Annotated in this window: 14 protein-coding genes; 13 read left to right on the forward strand and 1 reads right to left on the reverse strand. The window is 49.1% G+C overall.

The window, feature by feature from the left end:
• Positions 1-5: 5 nt before the first annotated feature.
• The 13 genes from yfmF to IRJ25_RS05630 all read left to right on the forward strand — a co-directional run bounded on the left by yfmF (position 6) and on the right by IRJ25_RS05630 (position 13,306).
• Positions 6-1,244, forward strand: coding sequence for an EF-P 5-aminopentanol modification-associated protein YfmF (yfmF, locus tag IRJ25_RS05570; RefSeq protein ID WP_196430829.1), 1,239 nt, complete (start codon positions 6-8; stop codon positions 1,242-1,244).
• A complete protein-coding gene (gene yfmH, locus IRJ25_RS05575) occupies positions 1,241-2,500 on the forward strand; it encodes an EF-P 5-aminopentanol modification-associated protein YfmH (protein ID WP_269317881.1) in 1,260 nt (419 codons plus the stop codon). The genes yfmF and yfmH overlap by 4 nt, the downstream gene beginning before the upstream one ends.
• Positions 2,479-3,192 carry an elongation factor P 5-aminopentanone reductase gene (ymfI, locus tag IRJ25_RS05580; protein WP_251131625.1) on the forward strand — a complete coding sequence of 238 codons (714 nt, stop codon included), beginning with the start codon at positions 2,479-2,481 and terminating at the stop codon, positions 3,190-3,192. Before yfmH ends, ymfI begins: the two co-directional genes overlap by 22 nt.
• A gap of 93 nt (positions 3,193-3,285) precedes the next feature.
• Positions 3,286-4,062, forward strand: a complete 777-nt coding sequence (locus IRJ25_RS05585) for a YmfK family protein (protein WP_012726484.1) — start codon at positions 3,286-3,288, stop codon at positions 4,060-4,062.
• Positions 4,063-4,089: 27 nt separating this feature from the next.
• Positions 4,090-4,962: a helix-turn-helix domain-containing protein gene (locus IRJ25_RS05590; protein ID WP_078147046.1), complete on the forward strand. Its 873-nt coding sequence runs from the start codon at positions 4,090-4,092 to the stop codon at positions 4,960-4,962.
• A gap of 32 nt (positions 4,963-4,994) precedes the next feature.
• Positions 4,995-5,573 carry a CDP-diacylglycerol--glycerol-3-phosphate 3-phosphatidyltransferase gene (gene pgsA / locus IRJ25_RS05595; protein WP_074036832.1) on the forward strand — a complete coding sequence of 193 codons (579 nt, stop codon included), beginning with the start codon at positions 4,995-4,997 and terminating at the stop codon, positions 5,571-5,573.
• A gap of 62 nt (positions 5,574-5,635) precedes the next feature.
• Complete coding sequence (locus IRJ25_RS05600) at positions 5,636-6,862, forward strand: competence/damage-inducible protein A (RefSeq protein WP_269317882.1); 1,227 nt, start codon at positions 5,636-5,638, stop codon at positions 6,860-6,862.
• Between the two features lie 76 nt (positions 6,863-6,938).
• Positions 6,939-7,988: a recombinase RecA gene (gene recA / locus IRJ25_RS05605; protein WP_012726480.1), complete on the forward strand. Its 1,050-nt coding sequence runs from the start codon at positions 6,939-6,941 to the stop codon at positions 7,986-7,988.
• 188 nt (positions 7,989-8,176) lie between these two features.
• The gene (rny, locus tag IRJ25_RS05610; RefSeq protein WP_035387855.1) at positions 8,177-9,739 is read left to right on the forward strand and encodes a ribonuclease Y; all 1,563 of its coding nucleotides are present in this window, start codon (positions 8,177-8,179) and stop codon (positions 9,737-9,739) included.
• A 48-nt stretch (positions 9,740-9,787) separates the two neighbouring features.
• Complete coding sequence (locus IRJ25_RS05615) at positions 9,788-10,582, forward strand: TIGR00282 family metallophosphoesterase (RefSeq protein ID WP_074036837.1); 795 nt, start codon at positions 9,788-9,790, stop codon at positions 10,580-10,582.
• Positions 10,583-10,608: 26 nt separating this feature from the next.
• Positions 10,609-10,869, forward strand: coding sequence for a stage V sporulation protein S (locus IRJ25_RS05620; RefSeq protein WP_012726477.1), 261 nt, complete (start codon positions 10,609-10,611; stop codon positions 10,867-10,869).
• A 165-nt stretch (positions 10,870-11,034) separates the two neighbouring features.
• Positions 11,035-12,111 (forward strand): L-threonine 3-dehydrogenase, encoded by a 1,077-nt coding sequence (gene tdh, locus IRJ25_RS05625; RefSeq protein WP_074036839.1) that lies wholly within the window; start codon positions 11,035-11,037, stop codon positions 12,109-12,111.
• 13 nt (positions 12,112-12,124) lie between these two features.
• On the forward strand, positions 12,125-13,306 hold the full coding sequence (locus IRJ25_RS05630; RefSeq protein WP_214781363.1) for a glycine C-acetyltransferase: 1,182 nt from the start codon (positions 12,125-12,127) through the stop codon (positions 13,304-13,306).
• Positions 13,307-13,989: 683 nt separating this feature from the next.
• Here IRJ25_RS05630 and IRJ25_RS05635 read toward each other — a convergent pair.
• The gene (locus IRJ25_RS05635) at positions 13,990-14,538 is read right to left on the reverse strand and encodes a DUF4256 domain-containing protein (RefSeq protein ID WP_214781361.1); all 549 of its coding nucleotides are present in this window, start codon (positions 14,536-14,538) and stop codon (positions 13,990-13,992) included.
• Between the last annotated feature and the right edge of the window lie 16 nt (positions 14,539-14,554).

Genomic DNA, 14,554 nt, shown 5'->3' on the forward strand with positions numbered 1-14,554 from the left:
GGCAGATGAAAGGAATCGAACAGTTCCAACATCAATTGCACTACTCGGTCTATCCGACCAAAAAATTTAAAACGACGACTTGTCTCGTGTCATTCGCCGCTCCATTATCGGCGGAGACGGTCGCAGATCGGGCATTGCTCCCGTTCATTATGGAGAAATCGACGGCAACGTATCCATCCATTGAGTTATTTCACACACCGCTAGAGGAGTTGTATGACACAAACTTATATGCTGGTGCATCTAAGATCGGAAAGGAGCACGTCATCCAATTCCAACTCGAAGTCGTCAACGATCATCTTGTCGGAGAAGACGTATTGAGTCAGGCAATCGAGTTACTCGAAGACGTTCTCCTTCGTCCGAACGCATACGATGGGGCGTTCCAGCCACTCATCGTCGAGCAGGAACGTCGATTGCAACGTCAGCGTATCGAATCGGTCTATGATGACAAAATGCGTTTCGCCCAACAGCGTCTACAAGAAATGCTCGGAGGAGAACTTGCGATTCCGTCACTCGGTACGCTTGAGCAACTCGACCATGTCACACCGAAATCATTGTATGAGGCATATCAATCGATGATTCAACATGACCGTGTGGACATCTATGTTGTCGGGGATGTCAATCGTGAGCAAGTCGAACAGGCTTTCAATCCATTGGAATCCCTTGGGACACGTCGACCACGCCTGTTACCAGAAGCGAGTCGAGGAGAGTTCAAGCGTTTGGAAGAACACCAAGACATTAAACAAAGCAAGCTCCATCTCGCTTATTCACTCAATGTCGACCCAAGAACGGAAGCGGCGATTCGCATGCAAGTCGTGAATGGATTGTTCGGAGGATTCCCTCACTCGAAACTGTTCATGAACGTGCGTGAAAAAGAGAGCCTGGCGTACTATGCCGCTTCCCAATATAGTTCCCTCAGTCGGAAGTTGTTCGTCTATGCCGGCATCGATGCGTCGAACCAGCAAAAAACCGAACAGATCATCGAAGAGCAATTGAACGCTTTACAAGCGGGCGAGTTTGAGGATGAGACGTTGCAACAGACGAAAGAGTTGTTGTTCCATCAACGTCGACAACTTGGAGACAGTCCACGTCAATTGATTGCTTGGATGAGTGGAGCAGACGTTCGTCCGTTCTCGTTAGACGAAGAGATGGCAATCATTGAAAACACGACACGAGATCATGTCGTTGCGCTTGCGAAAGAAATGGAACTCGAAGCGGTTTATTGCTTGAAAGGAGGAGAAGCATGAAATTAGACTTTCCTAACGTCGGAGAGACGTTACATCATCACGTTCTCGACAATGGCCTCTCCGTTTACTTGTTGAAAAAGACTGGATATGAAAAAACATTCGCGACGTTCACGACTAAATATGGATCGATTGACCGACGCTTCAAACTAGAAGACTGGATCGAGGTTCCTGATGGTATCGCACATTTCTTAGAACATAAGATGTTCGAGAAAGAAGATGGTGACGTCTTCCAACAATTCGGTCGTCAAGGAGCGTCAGCGAACGCTTTCACTTCCTTCATACGGACGGCTTATTTGTTCGGTGCCACGTCCAAGATTTCGGAAAACGTACAAACGCTACTTGATTTCGTCCAGACTCCTTATTTTACGAAAGAGTCGGTCGAGAAAGAGAAAGGCATCATCGGTCAAGAAATTCAAATGTATCAAGACAATCCGGGATGGCGCTTGTATTTTGGTTTAATTGAGGCGATGTACGAGACACATCCCGTCAAGATTGATATCGCAGGTACAATCGAATCGATTTCAAAGATCACGGCGGAAGACTTGTACACCTGTCATCAAGCGTTCTATCATCCGAGCAACATGGCATTGTTCGTCGTCGGGAACATCGAACCGGATGAGATGCTTGCGTTGATTCGAGATAACCAAGCAGGTAAATCTTTTGAGACACCACGATTGAGTGCTCGTGAGACAGTATATGAGCCGACCACGGTTCGTCTGTCAGAACGGGTCATCGAGATGGACGTCTCTGTACCGAAAGTCATGATTGGGTATAAGGATGTACCACAAGCTGGGGAAGCAGGTCTGAAGCAAGAATTGACAGTAGAATTGCTCATGCATGCGCTCTTCGACACGACAGCTCCTCTTTATACAGAACTTTATGCTGAAGGATTGATTGACGATGCCTTCTCGTTTGACTATACGTCAGAGGAAACGTTTGCCTTTGCCGCCTTGTCGATGGAGACGTCGGAAGTAGATGCGTTTGTCGCCCGTGTGACGGAGGCGTTAGAACGTCCACTTCAGTTGAGTCAAGAGACGCTCGACCGGAAGAAACGCATGATGCAAGGGCAGTTCTTGAAAGCATTGAACTCACCGGAATTCATCGCAAATCAGTTCTCTCGATATGCACTCAATGATGGGAATTTGTTTGAAATCCCGACTTTGATTGATGCCATCACACTCGACGAACTATACGAAGCATACGAGCGCTTGTTCCGCCATGAACAACGAACGGTATGCATCGTCAAAAAACGATGAAGACATTGATTGTTGGAGCGAGCGGTACCATCGGACGTGCCGTCTCGCTCGCTTTTCGTGAAGATGAACTGATTTTGCATGCGAACGAGAGTAGTGAAAAACTCCGTCATTTGATAGATGAAGAGAATCTTTCGGCAGAAATTCTCCCTTGTGACCTAACAGACCGTGACGCTGTTGAGTCGTGGGTGCAGGATATGCTGGACATCGACCGAATTGTATATGTGGCCGGACATGCGCTCCATGGTCTCGTCGTCGACCAGTCGATGGATGAGCTCGACCGGCTGTACGATGTACATGTTCGGGCAATGATCCGACTCATCCAGTCCGTCGTTGCAAGGAAGCCTTACGATCATCACGTGGATATCGTGATTGTCTCGAGTGTATGGGGAGAGGTCGGTGCGGCGGCTGAGGTGTTTTATTCAACCGTCAAAGCGGCACAGCTCGGCTTCGTCAAGGCGTTCGCACGAGAAGCCGGACCGTTCAATGTTCGAGTCAATGCGGTGACCCCGGGGTGGATTGATACGCCAATGAATGATACGGTAGAAGAGTCGAAACAATCCGTGATCGATGACATTCCACTTGGACGTCTCGGAGCGGCAGAGGACGTGGCCAACACGATTCGTTTCTTGTGCTCACCGGACGCCTCGTATATGACGGGCACGGTGATACGCGTCGACGGCGGTTGGCAATGATCCGATCCATGTAAATAAACCTGTTCTTTTCAATTCTTCTAAAATAATTTAAAATAGGCAAGGTAGCGAACTCGCTCGAAAGGATGGTTGGGGATGGAACATAAATTCGAAGAGTGGTATCTCGAATATGAATTGTGTCAGAATCGACCGGGTATCCTCGGAGACATCGCATCTCTCATGGGGATGCTTCAAATCTCCATCGTCACCATCAATGGGGTCGATTTGCAGCGACGGGGAATGTTGCTCAAAGCACCTGCCGCCGATCATGTGCATCGACTCGAGCATATTTTAAAGCGGATGGAAGCTATTGCCGTCATCAAGTTGCGCCGTCCGAAGTTACGAGACCGGATTGCAATCCGTCACGGTCGTTATATCGACCATGATAGTGATGACAAAAAAACGTTTCGCTTCGTCCGTGAAGATTTGGGCATTCTCGTCGATTTCGTTGCGGAACTGATGAAGGAAGAACGCCATTTGTTAATCGGTGTTCGTGGAAATCCACGCGTCGGAAAGACGGAGTCCATCGTAGCAGCGAGTGTGTGTGCGAACAAACGATGGTTGTTTCTTTCCTCGACACTGATGAAACAGACCGTTCGGACCTCATTATTTGAAGAGGAACGGGAAGGCGATCACGTATACATAATCGATGGTGCCGTCTCTACCCGAACGATGGATGAACGACATCGCCAGCTCATTCGTGAAGTCATGCGGTTGCCGGCCGTGAAAGTCATCGAACACCCTGACCTGTACGTCCGAAACACCGATTGCGTGTATGAAGACTTTGATTATATTATTGAATTGAGAAACAATCCGGATGAGACGATCATCATCCCACAAGAAACGCATCGTGAGTCAGAATGGTTTGAATAATTATGTGAATGGAAGGTGTGGACCCCTGTGACAGAACTAGGGACTTTTTTGAAACAAAAGCGTGAGGAGAGCGGATTGACGCTCGACCAAATCCAGCAGACGACGAAGATTCAAAAGCGCTATATCATCGCAATCGAGGAAGGTGATTACAAAAATCTCCCTGGCTCTTTTTATGCACGGGCGTTCATTAAGACGTATGCGGAGTCGCTCGGCCTAGATGTGGATGAATTATACGAGACATATGCAAAAGATTTACCGGTCATCGAGGCACAGCCGTCTGTTCAACTCTCTCGGAAGAAAACGTATTCGAAGGCTTCCGAGTCGACAAGTCGGGTCTCGAGATGGGTTCCGAAAGTTCTCCTCGTTCTCACGGTCTTCTTGCTCATCACCGCGATTTATTTCGCAGTGAGAAGCATCGACTTCGGTGGTCAGGATGCAAGTCCTGCCGAACCGCCAAGTTCTGGTGTCACAGTCGACCAGAATGAGGATGTCCCGGCTGATGAACCGGTCGAGGAGGAACCGACTGAAGAGGAGCCGACCGAAGAAGAACCGCCAGCGGAATCTGGTCCGATTGCGGTGAAGGAGTCGAATGGGGCAGATATCACTTATGAACTCGCGACGAACGAGAAACTGTCGACCGAGATTTATGTGAAGGAGTCACCTGCCTCTTACGTGGGTGTTCGTGATACGTCGTTAGAAGGAGCCTTTCTCGCACCGGAATATCCGAACCAGTCGAAACAGAATCCGATTGTCATTGAAGATGCCGAGACGGACACATTGCGTATTCGAATCGGACTCATCGCAGGCGTTGAGAAAATCGTCGTCAACGGTCGTGAGCTCGAGCTTCAAGAGTCTCCGGTCACACAAAATATTTTTGTAAAGAGAGTCGACGCCGAATAAGTCGACTCTCCTTCTAAGAGGAGGCGTTCTATATGAACCTACCTAACCGATTGACGATGCTACGCGTGGTCTTGATCCCCGTATTCGTCGTCTTACTCGCTGTTGATTTTGATTGGGGAAACATCGCTTTTTTAGGCGCTGATATCCCGATGCACCAATTTATCGCTGGTGTGATTTTTACGATTGCGGCCATTACAGACTGGTTAGACGGACATTTGGCCCGTAAGCATAACTTAGTCACGAACTTTGGTAAATTTATGGACCCGCTCGCAGATAAACTGCTCGTCACGGCGGCCCTTGTGTTGCTCGTTGAGATGGATCTCGTCGCGGCGTGGGTCGTCGTCGTGATTCTATCACGTGAATTTGCGGTTACAGGCTTACGTCTCGTCGCTGCCGATGAAGGAATTGTCGTCGCGGCCGGGAAATCTGGAAAAGCGAAGACGTGGGTGCAGCTCTTTGCCATCATCTTCTTACTGTTCGGTAACCCGATCTTTAGCTATGTCGGGATCCCGTTTGGCGAATGGGCGATGTGGTTGGCGCTCGTACTTACAATTTACTCAGGTGCCGAATATTTCGCACAAAACTATAAGATTATTGTGAAGTCGATGTAAGTCGACAGAGACGAGTTGGTTGATCTAGCTCGTCTTTTTTTTGAAGTTGAGGAGGAAATGAGATGAAACGAGCCGAAATCATTGCGGTAGGAAGCGAGTTGCTCTTAGGGGAAATCGTCAATACGAATGCGAGTTACATATCAGAACAACTGTCGAAGTACGGTGTGCCGGTCTTGTATCATCAAGTTGTCGGGGATAACGCGGTACGAATGCGAGAGACGTTTGAAATCGCCCGTCGTCGTTCCGACTTTGTCATCGTCACGGGTGGACTCGGTCCGACGGCGGATGATGTCACAAAGACAGTCCTTTCCGACTTACTAGACCGTCCGATCGTTCGGGATGAGGAAGCGTATGAGACGATTCAACGATTCCTCGTGTCACGAAATCGATTGATGAATGATGGGGACGCTCGCCAAGCCGACGTGCTCAGCGGAGCAGACGTATTACCAAATCCGGTCGGGCTTGCCCCGGGCATGTGGATTGCCGGAGACACGACGTGGTTGCTTTTACCGGGTGTGCCACGTGAGATGAAAGCATTGGTCGAGGCGGCGTTTCCTAAGAAACTATCAGGAGCGACGCTCGTCTCAGAATCATTACGGTTTTATGAGATTGGAGAATCCGCTCTCGATGATGCCGTGAAGGACTTATTGGATGGTTCGAATCCGACCGTTGCCCCCTACGCCGAGACGGGAGAGGCAAGACTTCGGATCAGTGCCCGAGCGACGGACGAGGTGACCGCGCGTCAGATGATTGAAGAAGTGAAGACTGAAATCCTGAAACGGGTCGGTTCGTACTACTTTGGCTCTGACGATGAGACGATTGCATCACACCTTGTCCAATCATTGTCTAGATTGAATCGTACGTTCGCTGTGGCTGAGTCGTTGACCGGCGGCGAGGTACAATCGATGATTACATCAACACCTGGCGCTTCAGTCGTCTTTCTAGGTGGAGTCGTGACCTATTCGGATGAGCTAAAAAATAGGTATTTAGGGGTCTCGCTTGATACAATTGAACAGCACTCAGTCGTCTCAAAAGAAGTTGCCTATGAGATGGTGGACGGATTGTCAAAGACCACCCATGCCGACTATGCCCTCTCTTTCACGGGAGAGGCAGGACCGACATCGAATTCGGGTCGTCCGATCGGTACGGTCTATATCGGAGTGAAGACACCAAACGGAATAGAGGTCATCGAGCGGACGTATCCCCATCAAGAACGGAATATCATCCGCATGCGAGCCGCGAAGGACGGATTATGGGCTCTCATTCAACGAATCAAAAAAGGCGAATAAATGTTCGTAAAAAACTTGTGTATCGTACAGTGTTCACGTATAATAAGAGTATCAATTAAAGGAGGCTCATTTATCTATGAGTGATCGTAAACAAGCGTTAGAAATGGCATTACGCCAGATTGAAAAACAATTCGGTAAAGGCTCAATCATGCGCCTTGGTGAAAATACAGACCAACAAGTATCGGTCATCCCTTCAGGGTCAATCGCCCTCGACGTCGCGCTCGGTGCGGGTGGATATCCACGTGGTCGTGTCATCGAAGTATACGGACCAGAATCTTCAGGTAAGACGACGGTTGCCCTTCATGCGATTGCAGAAGTCCAAAAGCGTGGCGGTCAAGCAGCATTCGTTGATGCCGAGCACGCACTCGATCCGAAGTATGCTAAAAATCTTGGGGTCAACATCGATGAGTTGCTCCTTTCACAGCCGGATACTGGGGAGCAAGCGCTCGAAATCGCTGAAGCGCTCGTTCGCTCGGGAGCAGTTGATATCCTCGTCGTCGACTCGGTTGCGGCACTCGTACCGAAAGCCGAAATCGAAGGGGAAATGGGAGACTCGCACGTCGGTCTTCAAGCTCGTTTGATGTCTCAAGCACTTCGTAAGTTGTCTGGTGCGACGAACAAGTCGAAAACGATTGTCATCTTCATCAACCAAATCCGTGAGAAGATCGGGATCATGTTCGGTAACCCGGAAACGACTCCAGGGGGCCGTGCCTTGAAATTCTACTCTTCTGTACGTCTTGAAGTTCGTCGTGCGGAGACGCTCAAACAAGGTCAAGATATGGTCGGGAACCGTACGAAGATCAAGATTGTAAAAAACAAGATTGCACCTCCGTTCAAAACAGCGGAAGTTGATATTATGTATGGTGAGGGGATCTCGCGTGAAGGGGAACTCATCGATATCGGTGCAGACCTCGACATCGTTCAAAAGAGCGGAGCTTGGTACTCGTTCAATGAAGAACGTCTTGGTCAAGGCCGTGAAAACGCCAAGCAATACATGAAAGAAAATCCAGCAATCGCAGCTGAGGTCGAACAACAGATTCGAGATCACTACGGATTGAATGGAGAAAAAACGGTCACGGTCGAAGGCGAAGACGACGAAGTCCTCTCACTTCTCGATGACGAATAAGCACATCGTCTCACTCGAATTCTTTCGAGTGAGATTTTTTTAGTATAATTTTTTAGGCAATTGGTAGTTCTATCCTGTCCGTGCATTGCATTCTCCCTATTAAATAAGTACAATAAAGTTATGCGCGGGCTTGCCCGTGTATCTCACTTATTAAAAAAATAAAATAACCTTGCGAAAGGGAGGTGAACATGATGGAATGGCTATACTGGCTTATTCTGATCCTCCTTTTGCCGATAGCTTTTGTTGCAGGTTTTTTTGTGCGTAAATCGATCGCCGAAGCGAAGATTCAAGGTGCCGAGACGGAAGCGACTAAGATTGTAGAGCAAGCAAAACAACAATCGGAAGCGATGCAAAAAGAAGCACGGCTTGAAGTAAAAGAAGAGATGATTCAACTTCGTAATGAGACGGAACAAGAATTGCGTGAACGTCGCGAAGAACAGAAAGTGAAAGAGAATCGCCTCGTTCAAAAGGAAGAGCTTCTTGACCGCAAAGCAGACATGCTCGAGCGGAAAGAAGACTCGCTAGATGAACAGGAACGAGGACTCGAAAAACGCAAGCGTGAAGCAGAAATGCTCGAAAGCAAAGTGGAGGAGTTATACGAAGAGGCACGCCGAGAACTTGTACGCGTGGCATCCCTCTCGAAAGATGAAGCACGTACCATCATCATGGACGAAGCGAAGCAGGAAGCGCTTCACGATGCTGCTCTCCTTCAAAAAGAAATCGAGCAAAAAGCAAAACAAGAAGCGGATAAAAAAGCGAAACACCTCTTATCTCTCACGATGCAACGATATGCAGCTGAACATGTCGCCGAGACGACGGTATCCGTTGTCAACTTACCGAGTGATGAGATGAAGGGTCGTATCATCGGGCGCGAAGGACGTAACATCCGGACGCTCGAAACGTTGACTGGGATTGACCTCATCATCGATGACACACCAGAAGCCGTCATCTTGTCAGGGTTCGACCCGGTTCGTCGTGAAATCGCGAAGATGACGCTTGAAAAACTCGTTCAAGACGGTCGGATTCACCCCGCTCGAATTGAAGAAATGGTAGAGAAGTCTCGCCGTGAAGTGGATGAACGCATTCGTGAATACGGGGAGGAAGCTACGTTTGAAGCCGGAATTCACGGACTCCATCCAGACCTTGTCAAGACGCTCGGTCGCATGCGTTATCGTACGAGTTATGGTCAGAACGTCTTGTCTCACTCGGTTGAGGTGGCACATCTTGCCGGGATGATGGCAGCCGAACTTGGTGAAGATGTTACGCTCGCGAAACGGGCAGGACTCTTACACGATATCGGGAAAGCAATCGACCACGAAGTCGAAGGTAGTCACGTTGAAATCGGTGTAGAACTCGCGACGAAATACAAAGAACATCCGGTCGTCATCAATTCGATCGCTTCCCACCACGGGGACGTCGAGGCGACATCGACGATTGCTGTACTTGTGGCAGCGGCTGATGCCTTGTCAGCAGCGCGTCCTGGAGCTCGCCAAGAGACACTTGAAAGCTACATCCGTCGTCTTGAGCGACTCGAATCAATCTGTGAGTCGTTCGAAGGTGTCGAGAAATCGTATGCGATTCAAGCAGGACGTGAAGTTCGGATTATCGTTCGCCCTGATGTCGTTGACGATGTCGTCGCCGGTAAGATGGCACGTGATATTTGTAAGCGAATCGAGGACGAACTCGATTATCCTGGACAAATCAAAGTGACGGTCATTCGTGAAACACGTTCCGTCGATTATGCGAAGTAAACGAAGCGGAGAATTTCTCCGCTTTTTCTGTTTGAGGGAGGACTTTATATGAAAATTTTATTTATCGGTGATGTGGTCGGGAAACCAGGTCGTGATATATTGACGAAACAAATCGGACGCTTGAAAGACAAATACAACCCGACGTTCATGCTCGTCAACGGTGAGAATGCAGCAAATGGACGTGGTCTTACGAAAAAGATTTACCAACAGTTTTTGGAGCTCGGCTTTCATGGGGTAACGATGGGAAACCACACGTGGGACAACCGTGACATCTTTGATTGGATCGACGACGCCGACCGGATCGTCCGTCCGGCCAACTATCCGGACGGGACACCTGGGGTTGGCATGATGAAGTTGAAACAAAATGGGAAGAAATTGGCCGTGATCAATGTCATGGGAAATGTCTTCTTGCCGTCGCTTGACTGTCCGTTCCGTACCGTCGACCGTCTCGTCGAAGAAGTGCGCGATGAGGTCGATGCGATTTTTGTGGATGTCCATGCTGAGGCGACAAGCGAGAAAATCGCTATGGGCTATCATCTCGACGGTCGCGCTCAAGCCGTTGTCGGGACACATACACACGTGCAGACAGCGGACGAGCGTGTCCTATCGAACGGCACGGCCTACATTACCGACGTCGGCATGACCGGTCCACTAGACGGGGTACTCGGAATGGATGCTTCGACTGTTTTAAAAAAATTTATGACACAACTCCCAGTTCGGTTTGAAGTTGCCGAGGGACGGGAACAACTTAATGGAGTTTTCATTACAATCGATGATCAGACGAAACGAGCGACAAAAATCGAACGAATACACCTAGATGATCAGACCGTCTGGTTTGATTGAACAACCTACCCGAGGGGGAAACAAGAATGGACGTACTCAAAGTTTCGGCAAAATCGAACCCTAACTCCGTTGCGGGTGCTTTAGCGGGTGTGCTACGTGAAAAAGGAACGTGTGAGATACAGGCGATCGGGGCAGGGGCACTGAATCAGTCCATCAAAGCCGTCGCGATTGCCCGAGGCTTCGTCGCGCCAAGCGGTCTCGATTTGATTTGCATTCCGGCCTTTACTGATATTATGATTGACGGAGAGGAACGTACTGCCATCAAGCTCATCATTGAGCCGCGATGAGCGGTCGGGACATAGGTCCTATTCTTGTGAAGAGGAGCCATCGGCGCGGATGGCTCCTCTTTTTTGTGTAAATCGGACGTTCTATCTTCTCAGTTTCGTCATTTTATGACAAGATGATAAAGAACGTATCGTTCGATCATTAGAGACAAGAGGGGGACGTTTTCAATGGAACAACTTGTGTCAACTAAAGAGACGGAATCAACGACACCAGTAATGAAAGCGATTCAAAAACACACGGCCGGGTTTGGGGCAAAACTGGTCGACGTACCAGTTCCGACACCAGGACCTGGAGAAGTACTCATTCAAGTCAAAGCGACATCGATTTGCGGGACCGATGTCCACATCTATGAGTGGGATGAATGGTCACAGAGCCGCGTCAAACCACCATACGTATTCGGTCATGAATTTTCGGGGGAAGTCGTGGCGCTCGGAGAAGGGACGAAGCGGATCAAAGTTGGACAGACGGTGTCTGCTGAAACGCATATCGTCTGTCATCAGTGTAAACAATGTTTGCGCGGGCAGTACCACATCTGTAAGAACACAAAAATCATCGGGGTGGACACGCAAGGCTGCTTCGCAGAATACGTCGTCATGCCCGAAGAGAACTTATGGGTGAACCCGGAGTCGATGCCAGCGAAACTGGCATCGATTCAAGAACCGCTCGGGAATGCGGTGCACACGGTGTTGGCGAGTGATGTGTCAGCTAAATCGGTCGCCATCGTCGGTTGTGGCCCAATCGGACTCATGGCGGTCGGTGTCGCCAAAGCAGCAGGGGCGAGTCGTGTCTATGCGATTGACGTCAATCCATATCGCTTACAACTTGCCGAAAAGATGGGGGCCGATGTCGTCATCAACAGTTTAGAGGAGAATCCGCTCGAATTGATTGAACGTGAGACCGACGGGGACGGAATCGATGTCGTCTGCGAGATGAGCGGTCATCCGATTGCCATCGATCAAGCGTTTAAGATGGTCACGGCAGGCGGGGACGTCAACGTCTTGTCACTCCCGGCCCGTCCGGTCGCCATCGATCTCACACGGGACGTCGTCTTTAAAGGGGTCCGCGTCCAAGGGATCACAGGACGTAAGATGTATGAGACGTGGGGCCAGGTCTCGACGATGCTCGCGACGGGTCAGCTGAACGTCGAACCGATCATCACACACGTCTTCAAGCTCGAGGAGTTCGAAAAAGGATTCGAACTCATGCGGGCAGGGAAATGTGGGAAGGTCGTCTTAATACCATAAAGGGGGAAACAACATGGCATTTGAACATATTACAGAAGCAATCAACGAGATGAAAGAACAAGGGACGTTCCGTAAGCTCGTCCCACTCGAATCAGCACAAGGGAATGAAGTGACAATCGATGGAAAGTCACTCGTCCAACTGTCGTCAAATAACTATCTCGGACTTGCGAACCACCCGCGCTTGAAACAGGCAGCCATTGAAGCGGTCGAGCAATACGGCGCAGGAACGGGATCAGTCCGTACGATTGCCGGAACGTTCGAGATGCATGAAGCATTTGAGCGCGAACTCGCGGAGTTCAAACATACGGAGGCCTCACTCGTCTTCCAATCAGGATTCGCGACGAACCTCGGGGTATTGTCTGCACTGCTTGGACCGGAGGATGTCGTCATCAGTGACGCCCTCAACCATGCGTCAATCATCGATGGGATTCGCCTCACGAAAGCGGCTCGACGTATCTATAAACACGTCGACCTCGAAGACTTGGAGAAGGCGTTGAAAGAGACACAAGATTATCGCACACGTCTTGTCGTGACGGACGGTGTGTTCTCGATGGACGGGAACATCGCACCGCTTCCGGCCATCGTCGAACTCGCCGAGAAGTATGACGCTGCGGTCATGGTCGATGATGCTCACGCATCTGGCGTTCTCGGGAAGAACGGTCGCGGAACGGTCAACCACTTCGGTTTGGACGGTCGTGTCGCGCTTCAGGTCGGGACGCTCTCAAAAGCGATCGGTGTCCTCGGTGGCTATGTCGCCTGTTCACAAGATATTCGGGATTACTTGATCCACAAAGGTCGCCCGTTCCTCTTCTCGACATCACATCCACCGGCAGTCGTGGCGGCGAACCGTGAAGCGATCCGTGTGATGAAAGAGGAAGAAGAACTGTTCGACAAGCTATGGGCGAACACCGAGTTCTTCAAAAACGGTTTACGTGACCTTGGTTTCGATATCGGACATGCGACGACACCGATCACACCGGTCATGCTCGGCGAAGAGACGCTTGCGCATACATTCTCTGACAAGTTGAAAGAGCATGGTGTATTCGCACAGAGTATCGCTTTCCCGACGGTCGAACGCGGGAAAGCCCGTATCCGGACCATCGTCACAGCGGAACATACACGAGATGACCTCGAACGGGCACTCGAAGCGTTTAAAACGGTCGCGGAAGAGTTGAATGTGACACTACAAGCATAAATGAGAACTGCAGACGATCTGTCTGCAGTTTTTTGGTGGATTTGTATATGAAATCGAGTATATTCAGATAGGGCACAAATGAAGTAAATCGAAATATAGCGTATTTCTTAATATTTCAATTACCGTATTTTGATTGAATCAGTACATATTAGAAAAGAGGAAAGGCTATGTTTCAGCAAGGGATCTTTCAAGTGGGAATGGTATTAGATCGAGAGACGTTTTCGATCCTGACGAGTTCACCACCATTCATAATAAATGTGATATTTAGTGTCCTGATTTTGATTGGCGTCTTGTACTTTCGGATTGAGAGTTGGAAAGGGAAATTGTGGAACGTTGTACTGATGTGTTACGCGCTCTTATTCATCTTTGTCTATATAGGAGCCTGGTTTATGAGGCTGAAATACAACCTTACACCGAGTTTCAACGAGTCGTTCGCCCTCGAACCCTTTCCTGGATGGAAGATTTTTTTCAATGGATTGAGAACGGTATAGAAGAACCGAATTTGACAGCAAATGCGATTGCGTTTGGTGCGTTGCTGTTCTACTTCAGAAAGTTCAAGGGTAAATATACGTGGATATTAAGGCTTTTCGCAGTGATTCCTGTCAGCTTATTTTTCATCATATATATTCCGAAAGTCTTTAGTTGGTTATTGCAATAAAAAGAAGCAAGGCGCAATGCCTTGCTTAAATCATGATTATTCCTCTAAATCCTCGAGCGGCATAATAAGAATCTGCACCATTGTGGTAGACGAAGATGTGATCATAGCGACGGTCGCAGAACAGGGCGCCACCTTTTTGACGAATGGTGTCCGGTGTCTGAATCCAACTTGACGTCTTCAAATCGAATGCACCGAGCGTTTGTAAGTGTCGGTATGTTTCTTCATCGAGAAGGGTTATGCCCATCTGTTCAGATAGGGCGACCGCGCTTCCGGCAGGCTTATTCTTTTTACGTGCCTCAAGAGCTGGTTCGTCATAACAGAGACTTCGTCGACCACTCGGACTCTCAACTGAACAGTCGCAAAAAGCGAGGTCTCCGTTAGGGAGACGAATCACGTCTGGTTCTCCGCCGGTCTCTTCCATCAATGCGAGGGTGGTCAACTTATCCTGATCAATTTGAATTCGCTCCAATATGTCTGACCAGACGACGTCAGAATGAAGTTCAACGTTTTCAGTGAAACGAGACTCTAAGGTATTTAGTAACTCGATGGTTTCTTCCTGTGAAAGTTTCGACATGGAAATCACTCCGATC

This window comes from Exiguobacterium sp. KJ 601 (genome assembly GCF_027161185.1).
In the GTDB taxonomy this organism is placed as follows: domain Bacteria; phylum Bacillota; class Bacilli; order Exiguobacteriales; family Exiguobacteriaceae; genus Exiguobacterium; species Exiguobacterium profundum.

What these genes read in the sequence shown, in the direction of transcription:
- yfmF (WP_196430829.1), top strand. Translation starts at nt 6, where the DNA reads ATGAAAGGAATCGAACAGTTCCAACATCAATTGCACTACTCGGTCTAT.
- yfmH (WP_269317881.1), top strand. Translation starts at nt 1,241, where the DNA reads ATGAAATTAGACTTTCCTAACGTCGGAGAGACGTTACATCATCACGTT.
- ymfI (WP_251131625.1), top strand. Translation starts at nt 2,479, where the DNA reads ATGCATCGTCAAAAAACGATGAAGACATTGATTGTTGGAGCGAGCGGT.
- IRJ25_RS05585 (WP_012726484.1), top strand. Translation starts at nt 3,286, where the DNA reads ATGGAACATAAATTCGAAGAGTGGTATCTCGAATATGAATTGTGTCAG.
- pgsA (WP_074036832.1), top strand. Translation starts at nt 4,995, where the DNA reads ATGAACCTACCTAACCGATTGACGATGCTACGCGTGGTCTTGATCCCC.
- IRJ25_RS05600 (WP_269317882.1), top strand. Translation starts at nt 5,636, where the DNA reads ATGAAACGAGCCGAAATCATTGCGGTAGGAAGCGAGTTGCTCTTAGGG.
- recA (WP_012726480.1), top strand. Translation starts at nt 6,939, where the DNA reads ATGAGTGATCGTAAACAAGCGTTAGAAATGGCATTACGCCAGATTGAA.
- rny (WP_035387855.1), top strand. Translation starts at nt 8,177, where the DNA reads ATGATGGAATGGCTATACTGGCTTATTCTGATCCTCCTTTTGCCGATA.
- IRJ25_RS05615 (WP_074036837.1), top strand. Translation starts at nt 9,788, where the DNA reads ATGAAAATTTTATTTATCGGTGATGTGGTCGGGAAACCAGGTCGTGAT.
- IRJ25_RS05620 (WP_012726477.1), top strand. Translation starts at nt 10,609, where the DNA reads ATGGACGTACTCAAAGTTTCGGCAAAATCGAACCCTAACTCCGTTGCG.
- tdh (WP_074036839.1), top strand. Translation starts at nt 11,035, where the DNA reads ATGGAACAACTTGTGTCAACTAAAGAGACGGAATCAACGACACCAGTA.
- IRJ25_RS05630 (WP_214781363.1), top strand. Translation starts at nt 12,125, where the DNA reads ATGGCATTTGAACATATTACAGAAGCAATCAACGAGATGAAAGAACAA.
- IRJ25_RS05635 (WP_214781361.1), bottom strand. Translation starts at nt 14,538, where the DNA reads ATGTCGAAACTTTCACAGGAAGAAACCATCGAGTTACTAAATACCTTA.